General features: G+C 65.0%; 15 protein-coding genes. 4 read left to right on the top strand and 11 right to left on the bottom strand.

The features are described from left to right. Nucleotide 1: 1 nt before the first annotated feature. From B5V02_RS05450 to B5V02_RS05440, 3 genes are read left to right on the top strand one after another with little or no spacing between them, the layout of a single operon-like run. The gene (locus tag B5V02_RS05450) at nt 2–1,120 is read left to right on the top strand and encodes an ABC transporter ATP-binding protein (RefSeq protein ID WP_111543162.1); all 1,119 of its coding nucleotides are present in this window, start codon (nt 2–4) and stop codon (nt 1,118–1,120) included. 30 nt (nt 1,121–1,150) lie between these two features. Next, entirely contained in the window at nt 1,151–2,533 is a 1,383-nt protein-coding gene (locus tag B5V02_RS05445) for an NAD(P)/FAD-dependent oxidoreductase (RefSeq protein ID WP_111543161.1), read from the top strand. A gap of 59 nt (nt 2,534–2,592) precedes the next feature. After that, nucleotides 2,593–2,952 carry a cupin domain-containing protein gene (locus B5V02_RS05440; protein WP_111543160.1) on the top strand — a complete coding sequence of 120 codons (360 nt, stop codon included), beginning with the start codon at nt 2,593–2,595 and terminating at the stop codon, nt 2,950–2,952. A 1-nt stretch (nt 2,953) separates the two neighbouring features. Here the strand turns inward: B5V02_RS05440 and B5V02_RS05435 are convergent, their stop codons facing one another. The 11 genes from B5V02_RS05435 to B5V02_RS05385 all read right to left on the bottom strand — a co-directional run bounded on the left by B5V02_RS05435 (nt 2,954) and on the right by B5V02_RS05385 (nt 16,119). Beyond that, nucleotides 2,954–3,208, bottom strand: a complete 255-nt coding sequence (locus B5V02_RS05435) for a BrnA antitoxin family protein (RefSeq protein WP_111543159.1) — start codon at nt 3,206–3,208, stop codon at nt 2,954–2,956. Between the two features lie 141 nt (nt 3,209–3,349). Next, nucleotides 3,350–6,052 carry a nitrate reductase gene (locus B5V02_RS05430; RefSeq protein WP_111543158.1) on the bottom strand — a complete coding sequence of 901 codons (2,703 nt, stop codon included), beginning with the start codon at nt 6,050–6,052 and terminating at the stop codon, nt 3,350–3,352. Nucleotides 6,053–6,055: 3 nt separating this feature from the next. Continuing rightward, on the bottom strand, nt 6,056–6,391 hold the full coding sequence (nirD, locus tag B5V02_RS05425; RefSeq protein WP_208647041.1) for a nitrite reductase small subunit NirD: 336 nt from the start codon (nt 6,389–6,391) through the stop codon (nt 6,056–6,058). After that, the gene (gene nirB / locus B5V02_RS05420; protein WP_111543157.1) at nt 6,391–8,841 is read right to left on the bottom strand and encodes a nitrite reductase large subunit NirB; all 2,451 of its coding nucleotides are present in this window, start codon (nt 8,839–8,841) and stop codon (nt 6,391–6,393) included. Before nirB ends, nirD begins: the two co-directional genes overlap by 1 nt. Nucleotides 8,842–8,861: 20 nt before the next feature. Then, nucleotides 8,862–10,160: an MFS transporter gene (locus B5V02_RS05415; protein ID WP_111543156.1), complete on the bottom strand. Its 1,299-nt coding sequence runs from the start codon at nt 10,158–10,160 to the stop codon at nt 8,862–8,864. A gap of 58 nt (nt 10,161–10,218) precedes the next feature. Beyond that, entirely contained in the window at nt 10,219–10,416 is a 198-nt protein-coding gene (locus B5V02_RS05410; RefSeq protein WP_111543155.1) for a hypothetical protein, read from the bottom strand. Nucleotides 10,417–10,819: 403 nt separating this feature from the next. Further along, complete coding sequence (locus B5V02_RS05405; protein WP_111543154.1) at nt 10,820–11,617, bottom strand: ABC transporter ATP-binding protein; 798 nt, start codon at nt 11,615–11,617, stop codon at nt 10,820–10,822. A gap of 10 nt (nt 11,618–11,627) precedes the next feature. After that, nucleotides 11,628–12,518 (bottom strand): nitrate ABC transporter permease, encoded by an 891-nt coding sequence (ntrB, locus tag B5V02_RS05400; RefSeq protein WP_111543153.1) that lies wholly within the window; start codon nt 12,516–12,518, stop codon nt 11,628–11,630. Between the two features lie 81 nt (nt 12,519–12,599). Further along, nucleotides 12,600–13,916, bottom strand: a complete 1,317-nt coding sequence (locus B5V02_RS05395; protein ID WP_111543152.1) for a CmpA/NrtA family ABC transporter substrate-binding protein — start codon at nt 13,914–13,916, stop codon at nt 12,600–12,602. 359 nt (nt 13,917–14,275) lie between these two features. Beyond that, nucleotides 14,276–15,514: a CmpA/NrtA family ABC transporter substrate-binding protein gene (locus B5V02_RS05390; RefSeq protein ID WP_167458372.1), complete on the bottom strand. Its 1,239-nt coding sequence runs from the start codon at nt 15,512–15,514 to the stop codon at nt 14,276–14,278. 2 nt (nt 15,515–15,516) lie between these two features. After that, nucleotides 15,517–16,119 carry an ANTAR domain-containing response regulator gene (locus B5V02_RS05385; protein ID WP_111543756.1) on the bottom strand — a complete coding sequence of 201 codons (603 nt, stop codon included), beginning with the start codon at nt 16,117–16,119 and terminating at the stop codon, nt 15,517–15,519. Between the two features lie 401 nt (nt 16,120–16,520). On the opposite strand from B5V02_RS05385, the gene B5V02_RS05380 reads away from it, so the two are divergent. After that, nucleotides 16,521–17,570 (top strand): PilN domain-containing protein, encoded by a 1,050-nt coding sequence (locus tag B5V02_RS05380; RefSeq protein ID WP_111543150.1) that lies wholly within the window; start codon nt 16,521–16,523, stop codon nt 17,568–17,570.

Raw genomic sequence — 17,570 nt, 5'->3', positions numbered from 1 at the left:
GATGGCAGCGTCCAACAGCAAAGAACGTGGCGCGGCCATCGACATCAAAGGCGCAACCAAGCGCTACGGCAATTTCACCGCGCTCGACGACGTCAGCCTGCACATCGAGCCGGGCGAGTTCATGACGCTGCTCGGCCCCAGCGGCTCGGGCAAGACCACCACGCTCAACGTCGTCGCCGGCTTCACCGACCTGACCTCCGGAGACCTCGCCGTTGGCGGCAAAAGCATCGTCGCGCTGCCGGCGCACAAGCGCAACATCGGCGTCGTCTTCCAGCACTACGCGCTGTTTCCGCACATGACCGTCGGCAAGAACGTCGCCTATCCGCTCGCCCTGCGCGGCATGGACAAGCAGACGCGCGACGGTCACGTCGCGCGCGCCCTGGACATGGTCAAGATGGCCGACTTCGCGCATCGTTACCCAGCCGAGCTTTCCGGCGGCCAGCAGCAACGCGTGGCGCTGGCGCGCGCCATCGTCTTCGATCCGCCCCTGCTGCTGATGGACGAGCCGCTCGGCGCGCTTGACAAGAAACTGCGCGAATGGCTGCAGCTGGAAATCAAGCGCATCCACCGCGAACTCGGCACCACCTTCGTCTATGTGACGCACGATCAGGAAGAAGCGCTGGTTCTGTCCAACCGCATCGCCGTCTTCAACCAGGGGCGCATCGAACAGGTCGGAACCGGGCGCCAGCTCTATGACGAGCCGGCGACATTGTTCGTGGCGAAGTTCATCGGTGAATCGACCAGTTTGCGTGGTGACGCCCAGACATCGGGCGGCGAGACCAGCCTGACGATTGCCGGCCAGAAGATCGTTGCCGGCGGCAAGCTCGCCGGCGGCCAGAAACCGGTGGTCCTGCTGCGGCCGGAAAAGCTTTCGCTTGCCGGCACCAATACGCCTCCGGCCGCCGGACAGAACAGCCTCACCGGTCAGGTCAGCGAAGCGATCTATCTGGGCTCAGGTTCGAAATACCAGGTGACGCTTCGCGATGGTTCGGTCGCCATCGTGCGCTCGCCGCTGGAGGCCACGCCTTTCTCGATCGGCGACACAGTCGATCTGCGCTGGTCGGTCGTCGATGCAAAACTTCTTGCCGATGACGACCGCGCCGACATGACGATGACCTGACCGCTCTTTTTCCCCGCAGGATTTTTAGACATGGACGCCAAAGTCAACGGCAACGTCTCGTTCTGGTATGCCGACATTGGCCTGCCAGCCTATCGCGCGCCGCTTCCGGGCGACCTCGAAGCCGATGTCTGCATCGTCGGCGCCGGCTACACCGGCCTGTGGACGGCCTACTACCTGAAGAAGGCCGATCCTTCGATCCGCATCGCCATCGTCGAAAGGGAGTTCGCCGGCTTCGGCGCGTCCGGCCGCAATGGCGGTTGGCTGTCCGGCGGCTTCAGCTGGTCGCGCGAGAAATATCTGCAAACATCGACCCGCGGCGCCGTCATCGACATGGAAACCGCCATGCACGGCACGGTCGACGAAGTGATCGCGGTGACCGAGGCCGAAGGCATCGATGCCGATATCCGCCGCGTCGACAATCTGACGGTTGCCACCAACCCGCCGCAGTTGGAACGGATCAAGGCTGCCTATGCGGATGCGGTCGGCTGGAGCGTGCCGAAGGAGCGCGTCAGCCTAATCGACAAGGCAGAGGCCAAGGCCCGCATCGACATCCGGAACGTGCTTGGCGGCTATATCCACCACGGCACGGCGCGTGTGCAGCCGGCCAAGCTTGTGCGCGGCCTGTCCGAAGCCGTCGAGCGGCTTGGTGTGCCGATCTACGAACAGACGACCGTGACGAGTATCGAGAAGGGCAAGGTCACGACCGATCGCGGCACCGTGCGCGCGGCCGTCATCATCCGCGCCACGGAGGGGTTCACGGCCGGCATATCAGGCAATGAGCGGCTCTGGCTGCCGCTCAACAGCGCGCAGATCATCACCGAGCCGCTGCCGCAATCGCTGTGGGACGAGATCGGCTGGCAAGGCCACGAACTCCTGGGCGACGCCGCGCACGCCTATTGCTATGCGCAGCGCACCCGTGAAGGCCGCATCACCATGGGCGGACGCGGCGTGCCCTACCGCTACGGGTCACAGACGGATGTGCGCGGCCAGACCCAGCAGGCGACGATCGAAAGCCTGCACGCGATCCTCACCCGCCTTCTGCCACAGACCAGCAAGCTTCGCATCGACCATGCCTGGTGCGGCGTGCTTGGCGTGCCGCGCGACTGGTGCACGACGGCCGGCCTCGACCTGGAGACCGGCATCGGCTGGGCCGGCGGCTATGTCGGGCTCGGCGTGTCGAGCTCCAACCTTTCGGGCCGGACGCTGCGCGACCTCATCCTGCGCCGCGACACCGAACTGACCCGCCTGCCCTGGGTCAACCGCCAGGTCAGCAAATGGGAGCCCGAGCCGATGCGCTGGTTCGGCGTCCACTCGATGTATCAGCTCTACCGCGTCGCCGACGAGCGCGAGGAAGCTGGCCTCCGGCACACGTCGAAACTGGCGGCCATCGCCGACCGCATCACAGGGCATTGAGCCCTGCCGCGCCACACATCGGATTGAAAAGCATTTTCAGTGCCTGCCCGGAGACTGCCATGATCGACTTCCAGACCTTCGCCCATCTCGCTTCCATAGATCTCGGTGAGCCCGAGCCCAAGCCGACCTCGATCAGCGGCGATCAACTCGAAGCGTCGAGGACATTATGGACATCGCCGGACGGGACACTCGAAGTCGGCGTCTGGGCGTGCACGCCCGGCCGCTTCACCGCCACGCGCGACAGCAATTCCGAAACCTGCCACATCGTGTCCGGCCGGGTCTCGCTGCATGGTCCCGATGGTCGCAGCAAGGAGGTTGGTGCCGGCGAAATGCTGGTGCTGCCGAAAGGCTGGAAAGGCGAATGGACGATCCACGAACCGACGCGGAAACTCTACATCCTGCACTTCGAGGCGGCGTGAGCTAATCGTCGTTCCCGGCGGCGTTCGGCTTGCCTTCGATTGCGTGCCGCAAGGCGTCGTTGATCCGATCCTGCCAGCCGGGGCCATCCGCCTGGAAATGGTCAAGCACGGCCCGATCGATCCTGATCGAAACAAGCTCCCTGACACCAGGAGCGGCCGAGGGCTCGCGAACCGGAGCAACCGGCTTCTTGATTGGCTTGAAGGCAGCTTCCGCCGCCGTCATCGGATTTGTCGGTCGGCGCGGGGGATTTGCCATCGGGTGACCCTGACTGGAGACGACTCATGCTTGCCGATGAGGCTGCACGCTTGCGCGCCACCATAGCCCAACTGGCGCCATCGCGCAGGCCCATTTGGTCAGGACCTGTCTTCGATCCCCTACCCCCCGTACCGGTGCTCGTCACTCGGCGGCTTGAAGAATTTGTGCGTCGACGATTATCCTGATCTCGGCACGGCAAGAGCCGCAATTCGTGCCGGCATGCAGGGCTGCCCCGATCGCCTCGACGCTGGCGCAGCCGCCTCGCACCGCTTGCGCGATCTGGTTGGCGCCGACGCCGAAACAGGAGCAGACGATAGCGCCGCGGTCGACGTCGACTCCACCCGGCCGCCCGGCCACGATCGCCAGCCTGCCGCGCCGGTCGACATGATCGGCATTCAATTGCTCCGCCGCCCAGCCGCGCGACACCGCAACCGGGCCGGGCGCCACGAACAAGGCGCCGGACAAGTGATCGCCGTCGAAGGCGGCGATGCGATGCTGGCCGGCATCGCGGTCATGATAGGCGAGGATTTCGGCGCCCGGCGGCGTGCCGAACAAGGCCCCGGCGAAGCCGGCCCAGTCGATGTCGTCATCGGCAAAGGCAAGCTCGACCCGCCAGCCGCCCTTGCATTTGGCCACTGCCCAGTAGGTCGCGGTATCAGGCGTCGGCCTCTGTCGCATCACGGCGAAGCCGAAGGCTTTCGCGGCGAATTTCTCGATGCGGGCGGCGACATGTTTCAGCGCCGGCTGGCCGGAGACCGGATCGGTCAGCGGCGCGGTCAGCGCGTCGAGCCGGCCCTTTGCGGCGAACTGATCCGTCCAGTGCATCGGTGCAAACAGGCTGCCCTGGCGCTGGCGTGCCGTCACCAGCGCGCGCACCAGCACGTCGCCGCGCGGGCTGGAAACGCGCGCGATATCGGCGTCGCCGATACCGAAGCGCTGCGCATCCGCCGGGTGGATTTCGACGAAAGGCTCGGCAATGTGCTGGGACAGCCGCGGGCTTTTGCCGGTCCGCGTCATGGTGTGCCAGTGGTCGCGGATACGGCCGGTGTTGAGGATCAGCGGATAATCCAGGCTGGTACGGGTCTCGACGGCGGGACGAATGGCGATGAAGCGCGCCTTGCGGTCGGGTGTGTAGAAATTGCCGTCGGCGAAGAAGCGGATGGGTTGATGCCCAGTCGTCCTACCCCCCTTTGGCCAGAGGGGGGTGACTGGGCTCGGCGCTGGCCATTGGAACGGGGCCAATTCCTCATACCCCTCCGCATCAACCCCCGCATAAGCACCAATATCGAAATCCCGCGCGCCATCATTCTCGAACCCCGACAGCGCGGCGTGTTCGGCAAAAACCTCCGATGGCGACGCATAGGAAAATGCCTCGGCAAAGCCCATTCGCTTGCCCACCTCGGCGACGACCTGCCAGTCGGGCCGCGCTTCGCCGGGCAGGTCCAGGAACGCGCGCTGGCGCGAGATGCGGCGCTCCGAATTGGTGACGGTGCCGTCCTTCTCGCCCCATGCGGCGGCGGGCAGCCGGATATGGGCGTGGCGGACCGTGTCGGTCCTGGCCAGTACGTCCGACACCACGACGAACGGGCAAGCCTTGATCGCCGCTTCGACGGCATCGGCGTCGGGCATCGAATCGACCGGGTTGGTGGCCATGATCCACAATGCCTTGATGCGTCCGTCGGCCACCGCCTGAAACATCTCGACCGCCTTCAGGCCCGGCCTTTCCGCAATGGCCGGCGCAGTCCAGAAGCGCTGCATGCGGTCGCGGTGTTCGGGGTTTTCGATCTCCATGTGCGCGGCCAGCATATTGGCCATGCCGCCGACCTCTCGGCCCCCCATGGCGTTGGGCTGGCCGGTCACCGAAAACGGCCCTGCCCCCGGTGAGCCGATCCGGCCGGTGGCGAGATGGCAGTTGATGATGGCGTTGACCTTGTCGGTTCCCGAAGACGACTGGTTCACCCCCTGGCTGTAGACGGTCACGGTCTTGGAGGTCGCGGCAAACAGGCTGTAGAAGCGGTCAAGCTCGTCCTCGCTGAGGCCCGTGGCGGCAGCGACGCCGGCAAGATCGAGCACCGATGCCGCGAAAAGCGCTTGCCCGAAACCGGTCGTGTGCGCCGTGATGTAAGCGCGGTCCAGCGCGTTGTGCCGGCCGAGATAGGCGAGCAGCCCGGTGAACAGAGCGACGTCGCCATCGGGCGCGATCGCCAGATGCATGTCGGCGATGTCGGCGGTCATCGTGCGGCGTGGATCAACCAGCACGACCTTCATCTCCGGCCGCTTTTCCCGGGCCGCCGCGATGCGCTGGTAGAGCACGGGATGGCACCAGGCGAGATTGGAGCCGACCAGCACGATCAGGTCGGCAAGCTCCAGGTCCTCGTACGTTCCCGGCACCGTGTCGGAGCCGAAGGCGCGGCGGTGGCCGGCGACCGACGAGGCCATGCACAGGCGCGAATTGGTGTCGATGTTGGCCGAGCCGACAAAGCCTTTCATCAGCTTGTTGGCGACGTAATAATCCTCGGTCAGCAACTGGCCGGAGACGTAGAAGGCGACGGCGTCCGGACCGTGCTCGGCGATGGTTTGCGAGAAGGTCGAGGCGACGAGGTCGAGCGCCTCGTCCCAGCCGGCGCGGCGGCCGTGAATCTCGGGATGGAGCAGCCTGCCGTCGAGGTCGATGGTCTCCGCCAGGGCCGAACCCTTGGAGCAGAGCCGGCCGAAATTCGCCGGATGGCTGGGGTCGCCGCGGACGCTGACTTCACCGTCCGCGGCGACCTTCGCCAGCACGCCGCAGCCCACCCCACAATAGGGGCAGGTGGTCCTCACCTCGCGCGCTTCGTCAATCTCCATGTTTCAGGCCGCGCGGCTGGCCAGCGCTTCAAGCGCAATGAATAGACGCTCGCCTTCGACCCGCACCGGGATGGTGCGCACCGCGCCCTCATCGGCGCCGAGCGCCCTGCCTGTCTCCAGCGAAATCACCCAATTGTGCAAGGGACAGGTCACCGCCGTGCCGTGCACGATACCTTGGCTGAGCGGCCCACCTTTGTGCGGGCAATGGTCGTCGATGGCGTAGACCTGATCGTCGGCGGTGCGGAAGACGGCGATTTTTCCCTCGGGCGTGTCGACGCAGCGTGCGCCGCGGCGGGGGATGTCGGAGAGGGAGCCTATTGATACCCAGTTCATCTCCATCACTCCGCCGCCTGCGCAAAACCGACCGAAGCCATCGGCCGGAACTCGTGCTTGTCCTTGCCGGAAACGCGTTCCGACCATGGGTCGACCTGGGCGAATTTCTGGCTGAAGACGAAGCGGTCGAAATAGGCCTTGCGCCTCTCGCCATCGTCCATGATCTGACGCTTGATCTCGGGGATGCCGATGCGCTTGGCCCATTTGTAGATGCGCTCGAGGTAGCGGCCCTGCTCGCGGTACATCTGCGTCAGCGCCACGATATGCTCCAGCGCCTCGTCCTCGGTCCTGACCAGGCCGAGCACTTCGGTGCCCTTGATGTCGAGGCCGGCTGCCCCGGCGAAATGGATCTCGTAGCCAGAGTCGACGCAGATGACGCCGACATCCTTGCAGGTCGCCTCGGCGCAGTTCCTGGGGCAACCCGACACCGCCATCTTGACCTTGGCGGGGGTCCACGAGCCCCACATGAATTTCTCGATGCGGATGCCAAGGCCCGTCGAATCCTGCGTGCCGAAGCGGCACCAGTCCGAGCCGACACAGGTCTTCACGGTGCGCAGGCCCTTGGCGTAGGCATGGCCGGAGACGAAGCCGGCCTGGCCGAGATCGGCCCACACCGCCGGCAGGTCTTCCTTGCGGATGCCGAGCATGTCGATGCGCTGGCCGCCGGTGACCTTGACCATCGGGATCTCGAACTTGTCGACGACATCGGCGATGGCGCGCAGTTCGGCGGCATTGGTGACCCCGCCCCACATGCGCGGTACCACTGAATAGGTGCCGTCCTTCTGGATGTTGGCGTGGACGCGCTCGTTGATGAAGCGCGACTGGTAGTCGTCGGCGTAGTCGTTCGGCCAGTCGCAGACGAGATAGTAGTTCAGCGCCGGCCGGCATTTGGCGCAACCGCAGGAGGTCGTCCATTCCAGCTCCTGCATGACGGCCGGTATGGTCTTCAGGCGCTTGGCCACGATCAGCCGGCGCACTTCGTCATGGCCGAGCGTGGTGCAGCCGCACATCGGCTGGACCGCGGCCGGGTTGTACTTGTCGCCAATGGTCAGCACCATCAGCTTCTCGACCAGCCCGGTGCAGGAGCCGCAGGAGGCCGAGGCCTTCGTGTGGGCGCGCACATCGTCGAGCGAGGTCAGCCCCTTGGCCGCGATCGCACCAGTGATCTTGCCCTTGCATACGCCGTTGCAGCCGCAGATTTCCGCATCATCCGGCAAGGCTGCAACGGCCGCCATAGGGTCCAGCGGGGCACCCCCTTGGTAGGACTGGCCGAAAATGAGCGTGTCGCGCATTTCGGAAATGTCGGTCTGCTTCTTCTTGAGGTCGTTGAACCAGGTCCCATCCGCCGTCTCGCCATAGAGCACGGTGCCGATGATGCGGTCGTCCTTCAGCACCAGGCGCTTGTAGACGCCGGCCGCCGCATCGCGCAGCACGATCTCCTGGCGGTCTTCGCCCTCGGCGAAGTCGCCGAGCGAGAACAGGTCGATGCCGGTGACCTTGAGTTTGGTCGGCGTGTCCGAATGCACGAAGGCGGCGGCCCCGTCGCCGGCAAGTTGGCTGGCGGCGACGCGCGCCATTTCGTAGAGCGGCGCGACCAGCCCGTAGACCTGACCATTGACTTCGGCGCATTCGCCGAGCGCGTAGATGTCGGGATCGTTGCTGCGCATGCCGGCATCGACGACGATGCCGCGATTGACGGCAATGCCGGCCTCTTTCGCCAGCGCCGCGTTCGGCCTGATGCCGACGGCCATCACCACCAGCGTCGCCGGGATGACAGTGCCGTCGGCAAGCTCAATTTGCTCGACCTTGCCGTTGCCGGTGATCGCCTGCGTGTTTGCCTTGGTGATGACCTTGATGCCGCGCTGTTCCACCGCGCGCTGCAGGAGATAGCCGGCGGCCGGATCGAGCTGGCGCTCCATCAATGTCGGCATGACATGCAGCACGGTGACATCCATGCCTTGTGCGTTCAGCCCGGCCGCTGCCTCCAGCCCGAGCAGGCCGCCGCCGATGACCACCGCCTTGGCCCGCGACTGGGCCGCCAGCATCATCGCCTGGACGTCGTCGAGATCGCGATAGGTCAGCACGCCGGGCAGATTGTGGCCGGGCACCGGAATGATGAACGGCACCGAGCCGGTGGCGATGACGAGCTTGTCGTAGGGCTCGGTGACGCCATGATCGGAGGTGACGGTCTTCGCCGCCCGGTCGATGGCGACTATTCTGTGGCCCTTGTAGAGGGTGATGCCGTGCTTGATGTACCAGCCGTCGCCATGGATGATGATTTCCTCATAGGCCTTTTCGCCCGACAGCACCGGCGACAGCATGATGCGGTCGTAGTTCACCCTGGGCTCGGCGTTGAAGATGGTGACCTGGTAGCGGCCGGGCGCCTTTTCCAGCAGATGCTCCAGCATGCGCCCGGGGGCCATCCCATTGCCGATGATGACGAGTTTTTCGGTCATGGTTCTGATCCGCTCCAGTCTCACTCAGCCGCGTAGGAAAGGGCTGGAGCTTCGGCAGCAGCGCGCTCCATCCGCCGGATGCTGAAGTGCATCCAGGCAAAGCCGGTGACGACGATGACGAAGAGCAGCATGAAGCAGCTCGACCACAGGCCCGTGAGGTCGTTGAGCGCGCCGAAGGCGATCGGCAGGACAAAGCCGCCGAGCCCGCCGATCATGCCGACAACGCCGCCGACCGCGCCAACGCTGCCTGGATAGTAGGCCGGGATGTGCTTGTAGACGGCAGCCTTGCCGAGGCTCATGAAGAAGCCGAGGACGCTGGCGATAGCGATGAAGGCAACCGGCCCGATGGCGAAGTGGAAGGCGATCGGTCCGCTGGTGCCGTGCACGACATAGTCCGCGGGCGGCAGCGACAGGATCAGCGTGGCCACGGCCGACACCGCGAAGGTCCAATAGAGCACTGTGCGAGCGCCGATCCGATCGGAAAGCACGCCGCCATACGCACGGAAGATACTTGCCGGGATCGAATAGGCTGCGCCGATCATGCCGGCGGTCGCGAGCCCGAAGCCGTAGACACCGATCAGATAGCGCGGCAACCACAGCGATAGCGCCACGAAAGCACCGAAGGCGAAGAAATAGTAGAAGGCGAAGCGCCAGACCTGCAGGTTCTTGAGCGGCGCGAATTCCTGCCAGAAGCTTCTCGGCGGTGCGACCTTGCCCGCGCGGCGCTCACGGATGACCGGATCGTCGCCGGTCGTGAACCAGAAAACGACGGCCATGACGACGAGCGCGGCTGCCCAGATCTGCGCAACCGACTGCCAGCCCCAGGCGAGAAGAACGAACGGTGCCAGGAACTTGGTGACCGCGGCGCCGACATTACCGACGCCGAAAATGCCGAGAGCCGTTCCTTGCTTGCCGGCGGGGAAGAAGCGCGAGACATAGGCGACACCAACGGCGAAGGCGCCGCCAGCGAGCCCGACGCCGAGCGCGGCGATCAGCATCTGCCCATAGGTATGCGCAAAAGCGAGCAGAAAGGTCGCGACCGCCGCTGCAAGCATGGTCGCCGTGTAGACCAGCCGTCCGCCGTACCGGTCGGTCCAGATGCCGAGCACCATACGCACGAGCGAGCCGGTAAGGATTGGCGTGCCGACGAGCAGGCCGAACTCCGTCTCGTTCAGCCCCAGCTCCTGCTTTATGCGCACGCCGATGATTGAAAAGATCGTCCACACCGCGAAGCAGACGGTGAAGGCGATGGTGGACATCGTGAGCGCCTGCCGGGAAGCATTGTCCTGGCTCGGCGCGGCTGAAAGATTTGCGGTCATTGTCAGGCTCCGGATTGCGGCGTGGGAGGCACCGCCCTTGTCTGTTCGTTCGCGACCGTCAGCGGCGCGGCATCGGCGAAATGGTTGAAACCGACCTTTGCGCGATCACTTCGGGACCCTTGCCGTCAGTCTTGGCGCCAGCGGGAAAGAGGAGGAGCGCGGCGGTGAACAGCGCCGCCGTCAGCGCGCTGCTGGCCAGGAAATCGCGGCGCGTGAAGTCCGCGAGGGACGCGCCAGTTCCGATCCGTTTCGTCATCGTCGTCTCCGGTTGGGCGCCGCTTGGGACCAGCGCCGTCGATTGCGTTTTCGATCAAAACAAAAAAGCTGCCGGCCAGGTCGCACGCGTCCGTCCATCCGGGATCGCGTGTTGACCTGAGCGGCAGCTTTGCCTGTGGCGCCCGCCATTGGACGCCGTGTCACTTGGCCCTACGGACCTACAATCTCAAAAGCAGGAAGCGTGCCAATTCGACAGCGCTCTGAATTATCGAATGAAATCAATGTGAACCGCAGCCGCGCGACTTTCAACCAAGCCCTGCGGCGGATCAAAGATTAGTCAGAATGCCTTGCACGGCAGCATAATATTTGTGCAATGCGGTAGACTGCCCATTGCCGATGCAGATTGCCAATTGCCGGTGATGACGAGTTTTTCGGTCATGGCCTTACTCCGCGGCTTCGACGAAGCGGTGGCGTTCATAGAGGAACTTCAGCACCGCCTCGCGGCAGCGCAGGAAGGTGCGGTCCGAAGAGAGTTCGACGCGCCGGCGTGGGCGGGCGAGTGGCACCGCAAGGACCTCGCCGATGGTTGCGGCCGGACCGTTGGTCATCATGACGATGCGGTCGGAGAGCAGCACCGCCTCGTCGACATCGTGGGTGATCATGATCGTCGTCGAGCCGAGCCTGGAATGGATGTCCATCACCGCATCCTGCAGATGGGCGCGCGTCAGCGCGTCGAGCGCGCCGAACGGCTCGTCGAGCAAGAGAATCTTCGGCTCCATGGCGAGCGCGCGCGCAATGCCGACACGCTGCTTCATGCCGCCGGAAATCTCGGCCGGGCGCTTGTCCCTGGCATGCGCCATCTGCACGAGGTCGAGATTGCGCATGATCCAGTCATGCCGCTCGGCACGGCTCCTGGTGCCGCCGAAGACCTTGGACACCGCGAGGTTGATGTTTTCGTAGACGGTGAGCCAGGGCAGCAGCGAGTGATTCTGGAACACCACGGCGCGTTCGGGTCCGGGGCTGTCGACCTCCTTGTCCTCGAGCAGCACGGCGCCGGCGGAGACCTTGGTCAGCCCGGCGATCAAATTGAGCAAGGTCGACTTGCCGCAGCCGGAATGACCGATAATCGAGACGAATTCACCCTTGTCGATGGTCAGTCTTATATCCTTCAGCACCTCACTGACCTGGCCGCCGCGGGCAAAGGATTTGTCGATATGGTCGAGTTTCAGATAGGCCGTCATCGCCCTCTCCTCACTTTGCCGTTGTGCCGCGGGTGACGAAGGCGCCGACCGCCGCGACCAGGCGGTCGAGGCAAAAGCCGGTGACGCCGATATAGGCGAGCGCGACGATGATGTCGGGCAGCCGCGACGAGTTCCACGCGTCCCAGATGAAGAAGCCGATGCCGACACCGCCGGTCAGCATTTCGGCGGCGACGATGGCGAGCCAGGACAGGCCGATGCCGATCCGCAAGCCGGTGAAGATGTAGGGGGCGGCGGCCGGCACCATGATCTTGACGAAGAACTCGAACTGGTTGAGCCGCAGGATACGCGAGACGTTGCGGTAATCCTCGGGGATGTTGCGCACGCCGACAGCGGTGTTGATGATGATCGGCCAGATCGAGGTGATGAAGATGACGAACAGCGCCGACGGGCTGGAATCGCGGAACGCCGCCAGCGACAGCGGCAGCCAGGCCAGCGGCGGCACGGTGCGCAGGATCTGGAACACCGGGTCGAGGCCGCGCATCGCCCAGATCGACTGCCCGACCAGCGCGCCGAGCGCGACGCCGACGATCGCCGCCAGGCCAAAGCCGATGGCGACGCGCTGCAGCGAGATCAGCACCCGCCAGGCCAGCCCGATATCCTGCGGGCCATTGTTGAAGAACGGATGCGCGATCAGGTCGTAGGCCTCGTTCCACACCTGGCTCGGCGGCGGCAGGCTGGCGGTCGGCGACGAGCAGGCGATCTGCCAGACGATCAGCATGAGGGCAATGACGATGGCCGGCGGCACCAGCGCACTGGCCAGTTTGCCGGCGATCACGATCGGATCGAAGCGGCGCCGCGCCTTGGCGGTGAAGGCGATGACCTCCGCTGGCTTGGCCGGGAACGCTTTCACCGTTGTGTCCTCGATTGTCTGGATCGACATGACTGGGAAAAACTCCGTGGGGCAGGTCCTGGATCGGAATTGAAGGCGGCAAGCGGCGCCATGGGCGCCGCTTGACGCCGGTTATGCCGAGGCCTTGATTTTCAGGCTGTCGAGATAGGCGGACGGGTTGGCCGGATCGAAGATCTTGCCGTCGAAGAAGGTCTCGACGCCGCGCGACGAGGACGCCGGGATATCGGCGGCCGCGACCCCGAGGTCCTTGGCCGCCTCGCGCCACAGATCCTCGCGGTTGACCTGATCGACCAGCGCCTTGATGTCGGTGGTCGGCGCGAACTTGCCCCAGCGGATGTTCTCGGCAAGGAACCACGAATCATGGCTCTTGAACGGGTAGGACACGCCGCCCTTCCAGAACTTCATGTAGAGATCGGTGCCGGTGGCGACGCGGCCATTGCCGTAATTGATGTCGCCCTTGAGGCGGCCGATGATGTCGGCGACAGGCACGTTCATCCATTGCCGCTTGCCGATGATGGCGGCCATCTCGTCCTTGTTCTCGCTGGCCTCGCACCATTGCTGGGCTTCCATGACGGCCATCAGGATCGCCTTGGTGGCGTTCGGGTATTTGTCGATGAATTCGGCGCGCAGGCCGAGCGCCTTTTCGGGGTGGCCCTTCCACACTTCGCCGGTCGTGGCGGCGGTGAAACCGACGCCCTGGTGCACGAGCTGCTCGTTCCACGGCTCGCCGACACAGAACACGTCCATGTTGCCGACCTTCATGTTGGCCACCATCTGCGGCGGCGGCACGACGATGGTCGAGACATCCTTGTCGGGATCGATGCCGCCGGCGGCCAGCCAGTAGCGCAGCCACAAATCATGGGTGCCGCCTGGGAAGGTCATCGCAGCCTTGACCTCCTTGCCGGCCGCCTTCTTGGCGGCGAAGGCGTCCTTCAGCTTCGAGGCATCGAGGCCGACGCCGGTGCCAGCATATTCCTGGGCGACCGAAATGCCCTGGCAGTCGTAGTTGAGCCGCGCCACGATCGCCATCGGCATCGGCTGGTTATTCTGCGTCACCTTGCCGGTGTGCATCAGGTAGGGCAGCGGCGTCAGGATATGCGCGCCGTCGATGCCGTTGGCAGCGCCCCCGAGCATCAGATTGTCGCGCGTCGCGCCCCAGGAAGCCTGCTTGAGCACCTCGACATCGGGCATGCCGTATTTGGCAAACAGGCCCTTCTCCTTGGCGATCATCAGCGGTGCGGCATCGGTCAGCGCGATGAAGCCGAGCTTGGCGCCGGTGACCTCCGGCGCGGTCGTGGCGGCGTAGGCGCCAGAGGGGAAGAGCTTGCGGGCCGCCATCAACAGCCCCGCCGTAAGCGCGCTGCTGGCGAGGAAATCGCGACGCGTCATGTCCTTGAGTGTCGTTCCAGTTCCGATCCGTTTCGTCATCGTCGTCTCCCGTTGGGCGCTGCTTGGGATCAGCGCCGTCGATTGCGTGTTCGGTCAAAACAAAAAAGCCGCCGGCTAGGCCGCGCGCGTCCGTCCATCCGGGATCGCGTGTTGACCTGAGCGGCAGCTTTGCCTGTAGCGCCCGCCATTGGACGCCTGTTCCGTGACCCCGAGAAGAGTCTGCTTATTGCAAAGCAGGAACCGTGCCAGTTTCGCAATGGATGACAAACATCAAGGAGATCAACGACATGTCACAATCGTCAGTGCGCCGGCCGGCCGGGCGAGCAAGCCAAAGATTGTTCATTAGCGCCGGTGCGCGCACAATTTTTGTGCAATGCACAAGAATGGCGCGGAAATGATCAGGCTTCCGCGCGGGCCGATTTCTGGCGCGCGATGTAGGCGTCGATCTCGTCGGGATCGAAGATCTGGCCGTCGAAGAAACCGTCGGGACCGAGCACCAGGCTTGCCCCCGCCGAACCGACCGGAGTCGCGGCCTTCAGCGCGCCCTCGACCTTGGCATTGGCGCCGGGAAGTGCGACGCCAAGCGGCTTCAGCGCCGAACGGTAGAGATCGGGACGGTAGCAGTCGCGAGCGATGGCGACATTGTCAGGCGTGTGTTCGACATGCCCCCAGCGCACCATCTGCGTGTAGAACCACAGCGCATGGCTCTTCCAGGGAAAGTTCGCCGCCTTGTCGAAGGGCAGGAAGAAGTCGTCGATATCAAGCGCCGCGCCTCCACCCAATTGAAGATGACCTGTGAGGATCGGCATCTGGACTGCCGGCGGCAGGCCGAGGAAGCCGGACTGCGCCATCACCGCGGCCAATTCGCCATGGTTGGCCGGATCCTGGCACCAGCGCGCCGAGTGATGCAGCGCGCGCAGCAGCGCCGCCAGCGCCTCGGGGGACTGCTCGGCCCAGACCTTGCGCACCCCGATCACTTTCTCCGGGCTGTTGCGCCATATCTGCGCCTTGACGGTGACGATGTGGCCGGTGCCGGCGGCAACCGAGGCGCTGTTCCAGGGCTCGCCGACGCAGTAGCCGTCGATGCGCCCAGCGGCCAGCGCGTCGGCCATGAAGGGCGGCGGCACGATGACGATCTCGATGTCGCGCTGCGGATCGATGCCGCAGGCGGCGAGCCAGTAGCGCAGTTCGTAATTGTGCCCGGAATGCGGATGCACCACGGCGAAGCGCAGCGGGTCGTGGCCGGCCACCGCCCGCTCGCGGATAAGCGCGCCAAGTGCGGCACCGGCGCGCGCCGGGTCGAGATCGGGCTCGGCGCCATGCGCCGCCATGCCAGCCCAGACGGCGTTGGAGATGGTGACGCAGTTGCCGCCAAGACCGAGCGAGAACGGCACGATGGTCTCGGAGGCGAGCGGCGTCAGCCCGAGATTGCAGGCGAGCGGCATCGGTCCCAGCATGTGCGCGAGATGGAAGTGGCCGATGGCGATGCGGTCGCGGATATTGGCCCAGGACGTCTCGCGGTGCAGCGTCAGGTCGATGCCTTCGCGTGCGGCGAAACCAAGCTCGCCGGCCGCGACCAGCACGGCGCTGTCGAACAGCGGCATGAAGCCGGCGGTGATCTGATGCCTGGCGCCCATGCTCATTCGTCCTCCGCCGGTCCCAGCAGTCCGGCGGCGGTCACCAGGCTCTGGGCGATGTCGCTGATCTTGCGGTTCTGGTTCATCGCCGTCTTGCGCAGCAGCGTGTAGGCGGCCTCTTCGCTCAGGCCGCGCGACTTCATCAGGATTCCCTTGGCGCGATCGATCACCTTGCGGTTCTCGAGTTCGCTGCGCGCCTCCTCCAGTTCGCGCGCCATGCGCGAAAAGGCGTTGAAACGGCTGACCGCCATGTCGAGGATCGACTTGACGCGCTCCTGCCGCAAGCCGTCGACGACATAGGCCGAAACGCCGGCATCGACCGCCGCCTCGATCGAGGCCTGGTCGGAGCGGTCGACGAACATGGCGATCGGCCGCTTCACCGCGCGCGACAGCTGGAACATGTTTTCCAGCATGTCGCGATTCGGATTTTCGAGATCGATGACGATGACGTCGGGTTCGATCTCGGCGATCCGCCGCGCAATGCCGGTCACGTCGTGGATGACGGTGACCCGCTCATGGCCGGCCTCGCGCAACCCCGCCTCGATGATCGCGGCGCGGATGCGGTTTTCATCGATCACCAGGACGGCGAGTGCGGTTCGGACCATGCCTGCATTGTGACCAAGCGAAGGAATTGTGCAATGCGGGATGATGCAACGATCGCAACATTCGCCGAGCATGGCCATGGCCTCGCCGACCTGCATCTCATTGGCGATCCGCTTGTAGAGCAGGCCCTGGCGCAGCATCTACAGCACCCGCACTGCTGCAGCGTCGGTGTGGACAGGCGCTGCACCATGTCGGCGCGGCCATACTCTCAGCGGGTGGTTGTCGCTCTCCGGTGCCAAATATCGCGGAACGGATAGTTTTCAAGTCAGCCCATCCAAGCAACAAAAACTGTGGCTAATCGGCTTTCCCCGCCTTCACTGATATCTGCTTCGCAACGGCAATTGTAGTAGTCTCGGTCTGAAAACCTCGGCTGAGAATCAGCCGGGGTGGCGGGCGGCTGATCGTGGCGACACTCAACGCGCAGGTTCTGGATTTTCTCGACTGGTGGCTCGATGAGCTGCGAGGCGTCTGGCCGCGGGTCGCGCCCAGGCAAAAGCAATCTTCCACAGGCGATTGGATCGTCAGCCTGGCGGATGACGGCATCCGCGCCCGCGAGGCCAATGCGCCGGAGTTCCAATCGATCCCGTTGGCGCTCACGGCGTCCTCGGACGAAATTCTGGCACTTCTCCACGGCGGGCCCCGGCGCAAGCGGCCGACCTTCGATATCCGGATCCAGCCCGGGCTGTTCCTGACCCGGCAGTTGGCGGCGCGGCGGCTGCCGCTTCGGCAGGCGCGGGACATGGCCGAGCTCGACCTTCTGGCCTCGACGCCGATCGACCCGGCGCAGGTGCATGTCGTTTTCGCCAGGCAGGTCGAGCAGGAGTGCGTCTACCAAGTTGTCAAGGCGAAGACGCTTGCGGCGGTGCTGGACGCGGTCCGCCGGGCTGGCGGGTCGGTCAGGGGTCTGTCGCTATCGCAACCCGAAAACACGCTACAGGCTGATCCGCAGAGCCTCGCCGCGATCTGGCCGCCGACCGCGCGCGACCGGCGCGCCCGGACTGTCTGGGTGACGGCCTGTTCGATGCTGGCCGCGGCAGCGCTCGTCACCTTCGCGCATGCGCATTGGCGCACCTGGCAGGCCGGCGCGGAACTGGACGCAGAGATCGCCGATGCACAGGTGCTGGCCAAGGCGGCACGCACCGCGCTGCAGAAGCGCCAGACCGGCATAGAGCAAATTGAAAAGATCCGCACGGAAAAGAAAACGACGGCATCGCTGGTGCGCGTCTGGGCCGAACTGACGCACCTGCTTCCCGACTCGGCCTGGCTGACCGATCTGTCGGCCAAGGGCGACGACCTGACCATCACTGGCTTTTCCGCTTCCGCCGCCGAGCTGATCAAGCCAATCGACGATTCGCCGCTGTTTTCGGCGCCCGAATTCGCCTCGCCCGTGGTCAGGGTTCCCGGCCAGGACGGCGAACACTTCACCATTTCGGCAAAGATCGGAGCGCTCTGA

The sequence above is a fragment of the Mesorhizobium kowhaii genome, from assembly GCF_003253745.1.
In the GTDB taxonomy this organism is placed as follows: Bacteria; Pseudomonadota; Alphaproteobacteria; order Rhizobiales; family Rhizobiaceae; genus Mesorhizobium; species Mesorhizobium kowhaii.
This window is presented reverse-complemented; position numbering and strand designations above follow the sequence as displayed.

Excerpts from the sequence above, each read along its gene's own strand:
- B5V02_RS05450 (WP_111543162.1), top strand. The coding sequence starts at position 2 with ATGGCAGCGTCCAACAGCAAAGAACGTGGCGCGGCCATCGACATCAAA.
- B5V02_RS05445 (WP_111543161.1), top strand. The coding sequence starts at position 1,151 with ATGGACGCCAAAGTCAACGGCAACGTCTCGTTCTGGTATGCCGACATT.
- B5V02_RS05440 (WP_111543160.1), top strand. The coding sequence starts at position 2,593 with ATGATCGACTTCCAGACCTTCGCCCATCTCGCTTCCATAGATCTCGGT.
- B5V02_RS05435 (WP_111543159.1), bottom strand. The coding sequence starts at position 3,208 with ATGGCAAATCCCCCGCGCCGACCGACAAATCCGATGACGGCGGCGGAA.
- B5V02_RS05430 (WP_111543158.1), bottom strand. The coding sequence starts at position 6,052 with ATGGAGATTGACGAAGCGCGCGAGGTGAGGACCACCTGCCCCTATTGT.
- nirD (WP_208647041.1), bottom strand. The coding sequence starts at position 6,391 with ATGGAGATGAACTGGGTATCAATAGGCTCCCTCTCCGACATCCCCCGC.
- nirB (WP_111543157.1), bottom strand. The coding sequence starts at position 8,841 with ATGACCGAAAAACTCGTCATCATCGGCAATGGGATGGCCCCCGGGCGC.
- B5V02_RS05415 (WP_111543156.1), bottom strand. The coding sequence starts at position 10,160 with ATGACCGCAAATCTTTCAGCCGCGCCGAGCCAGGACAATGCTTCCCGG.
- B5V02_RS05410 (WP_111543155.1), bottom strand. The coding sequence starts at position 10,416 with ATGACGAAACGGATCGGAACTGGCGCGTCCCTCGCGGACTTCACGCGC.
- B5V02_RS05405 (WP_111543154.1), bottom strand. The coding sequence starts at position 11,617 with ATGACGGCCTATCTGAAACTCGACCATATCGACAAATCCTTTGCCCGC.
- ntrB (WP_111543153.1), bottom strand. The coding sequence starts at position 12,518 with ATGTCGATCCAGACAATCGAGGACACAACGGTGAAAGCGTTCCCGGCC.
- B5V02_RS05395 (WP_111543152.1), bottom strand. The coding sequence starts at position 13,916 with ATGACGAAACGGATCGGAACTGGAACGACACTCAAGGACATGACGCGT.
- B5V02_RS05390 (WP_167458372.1), bottom strand. The coding sequence starts at position 15,514 with ATGGGCGCCAGGCATCAGATCACCGCCGGCTTCATGCCGCTGTTCGAC.
- B5V02_RS05385 (WP_111543756.1), bottom strand. The coding sequence starts at position 16,119 with ATGGTCCGAACCGCACTCGCCGTCCTGGTGATCGATGAAAACCGCATC.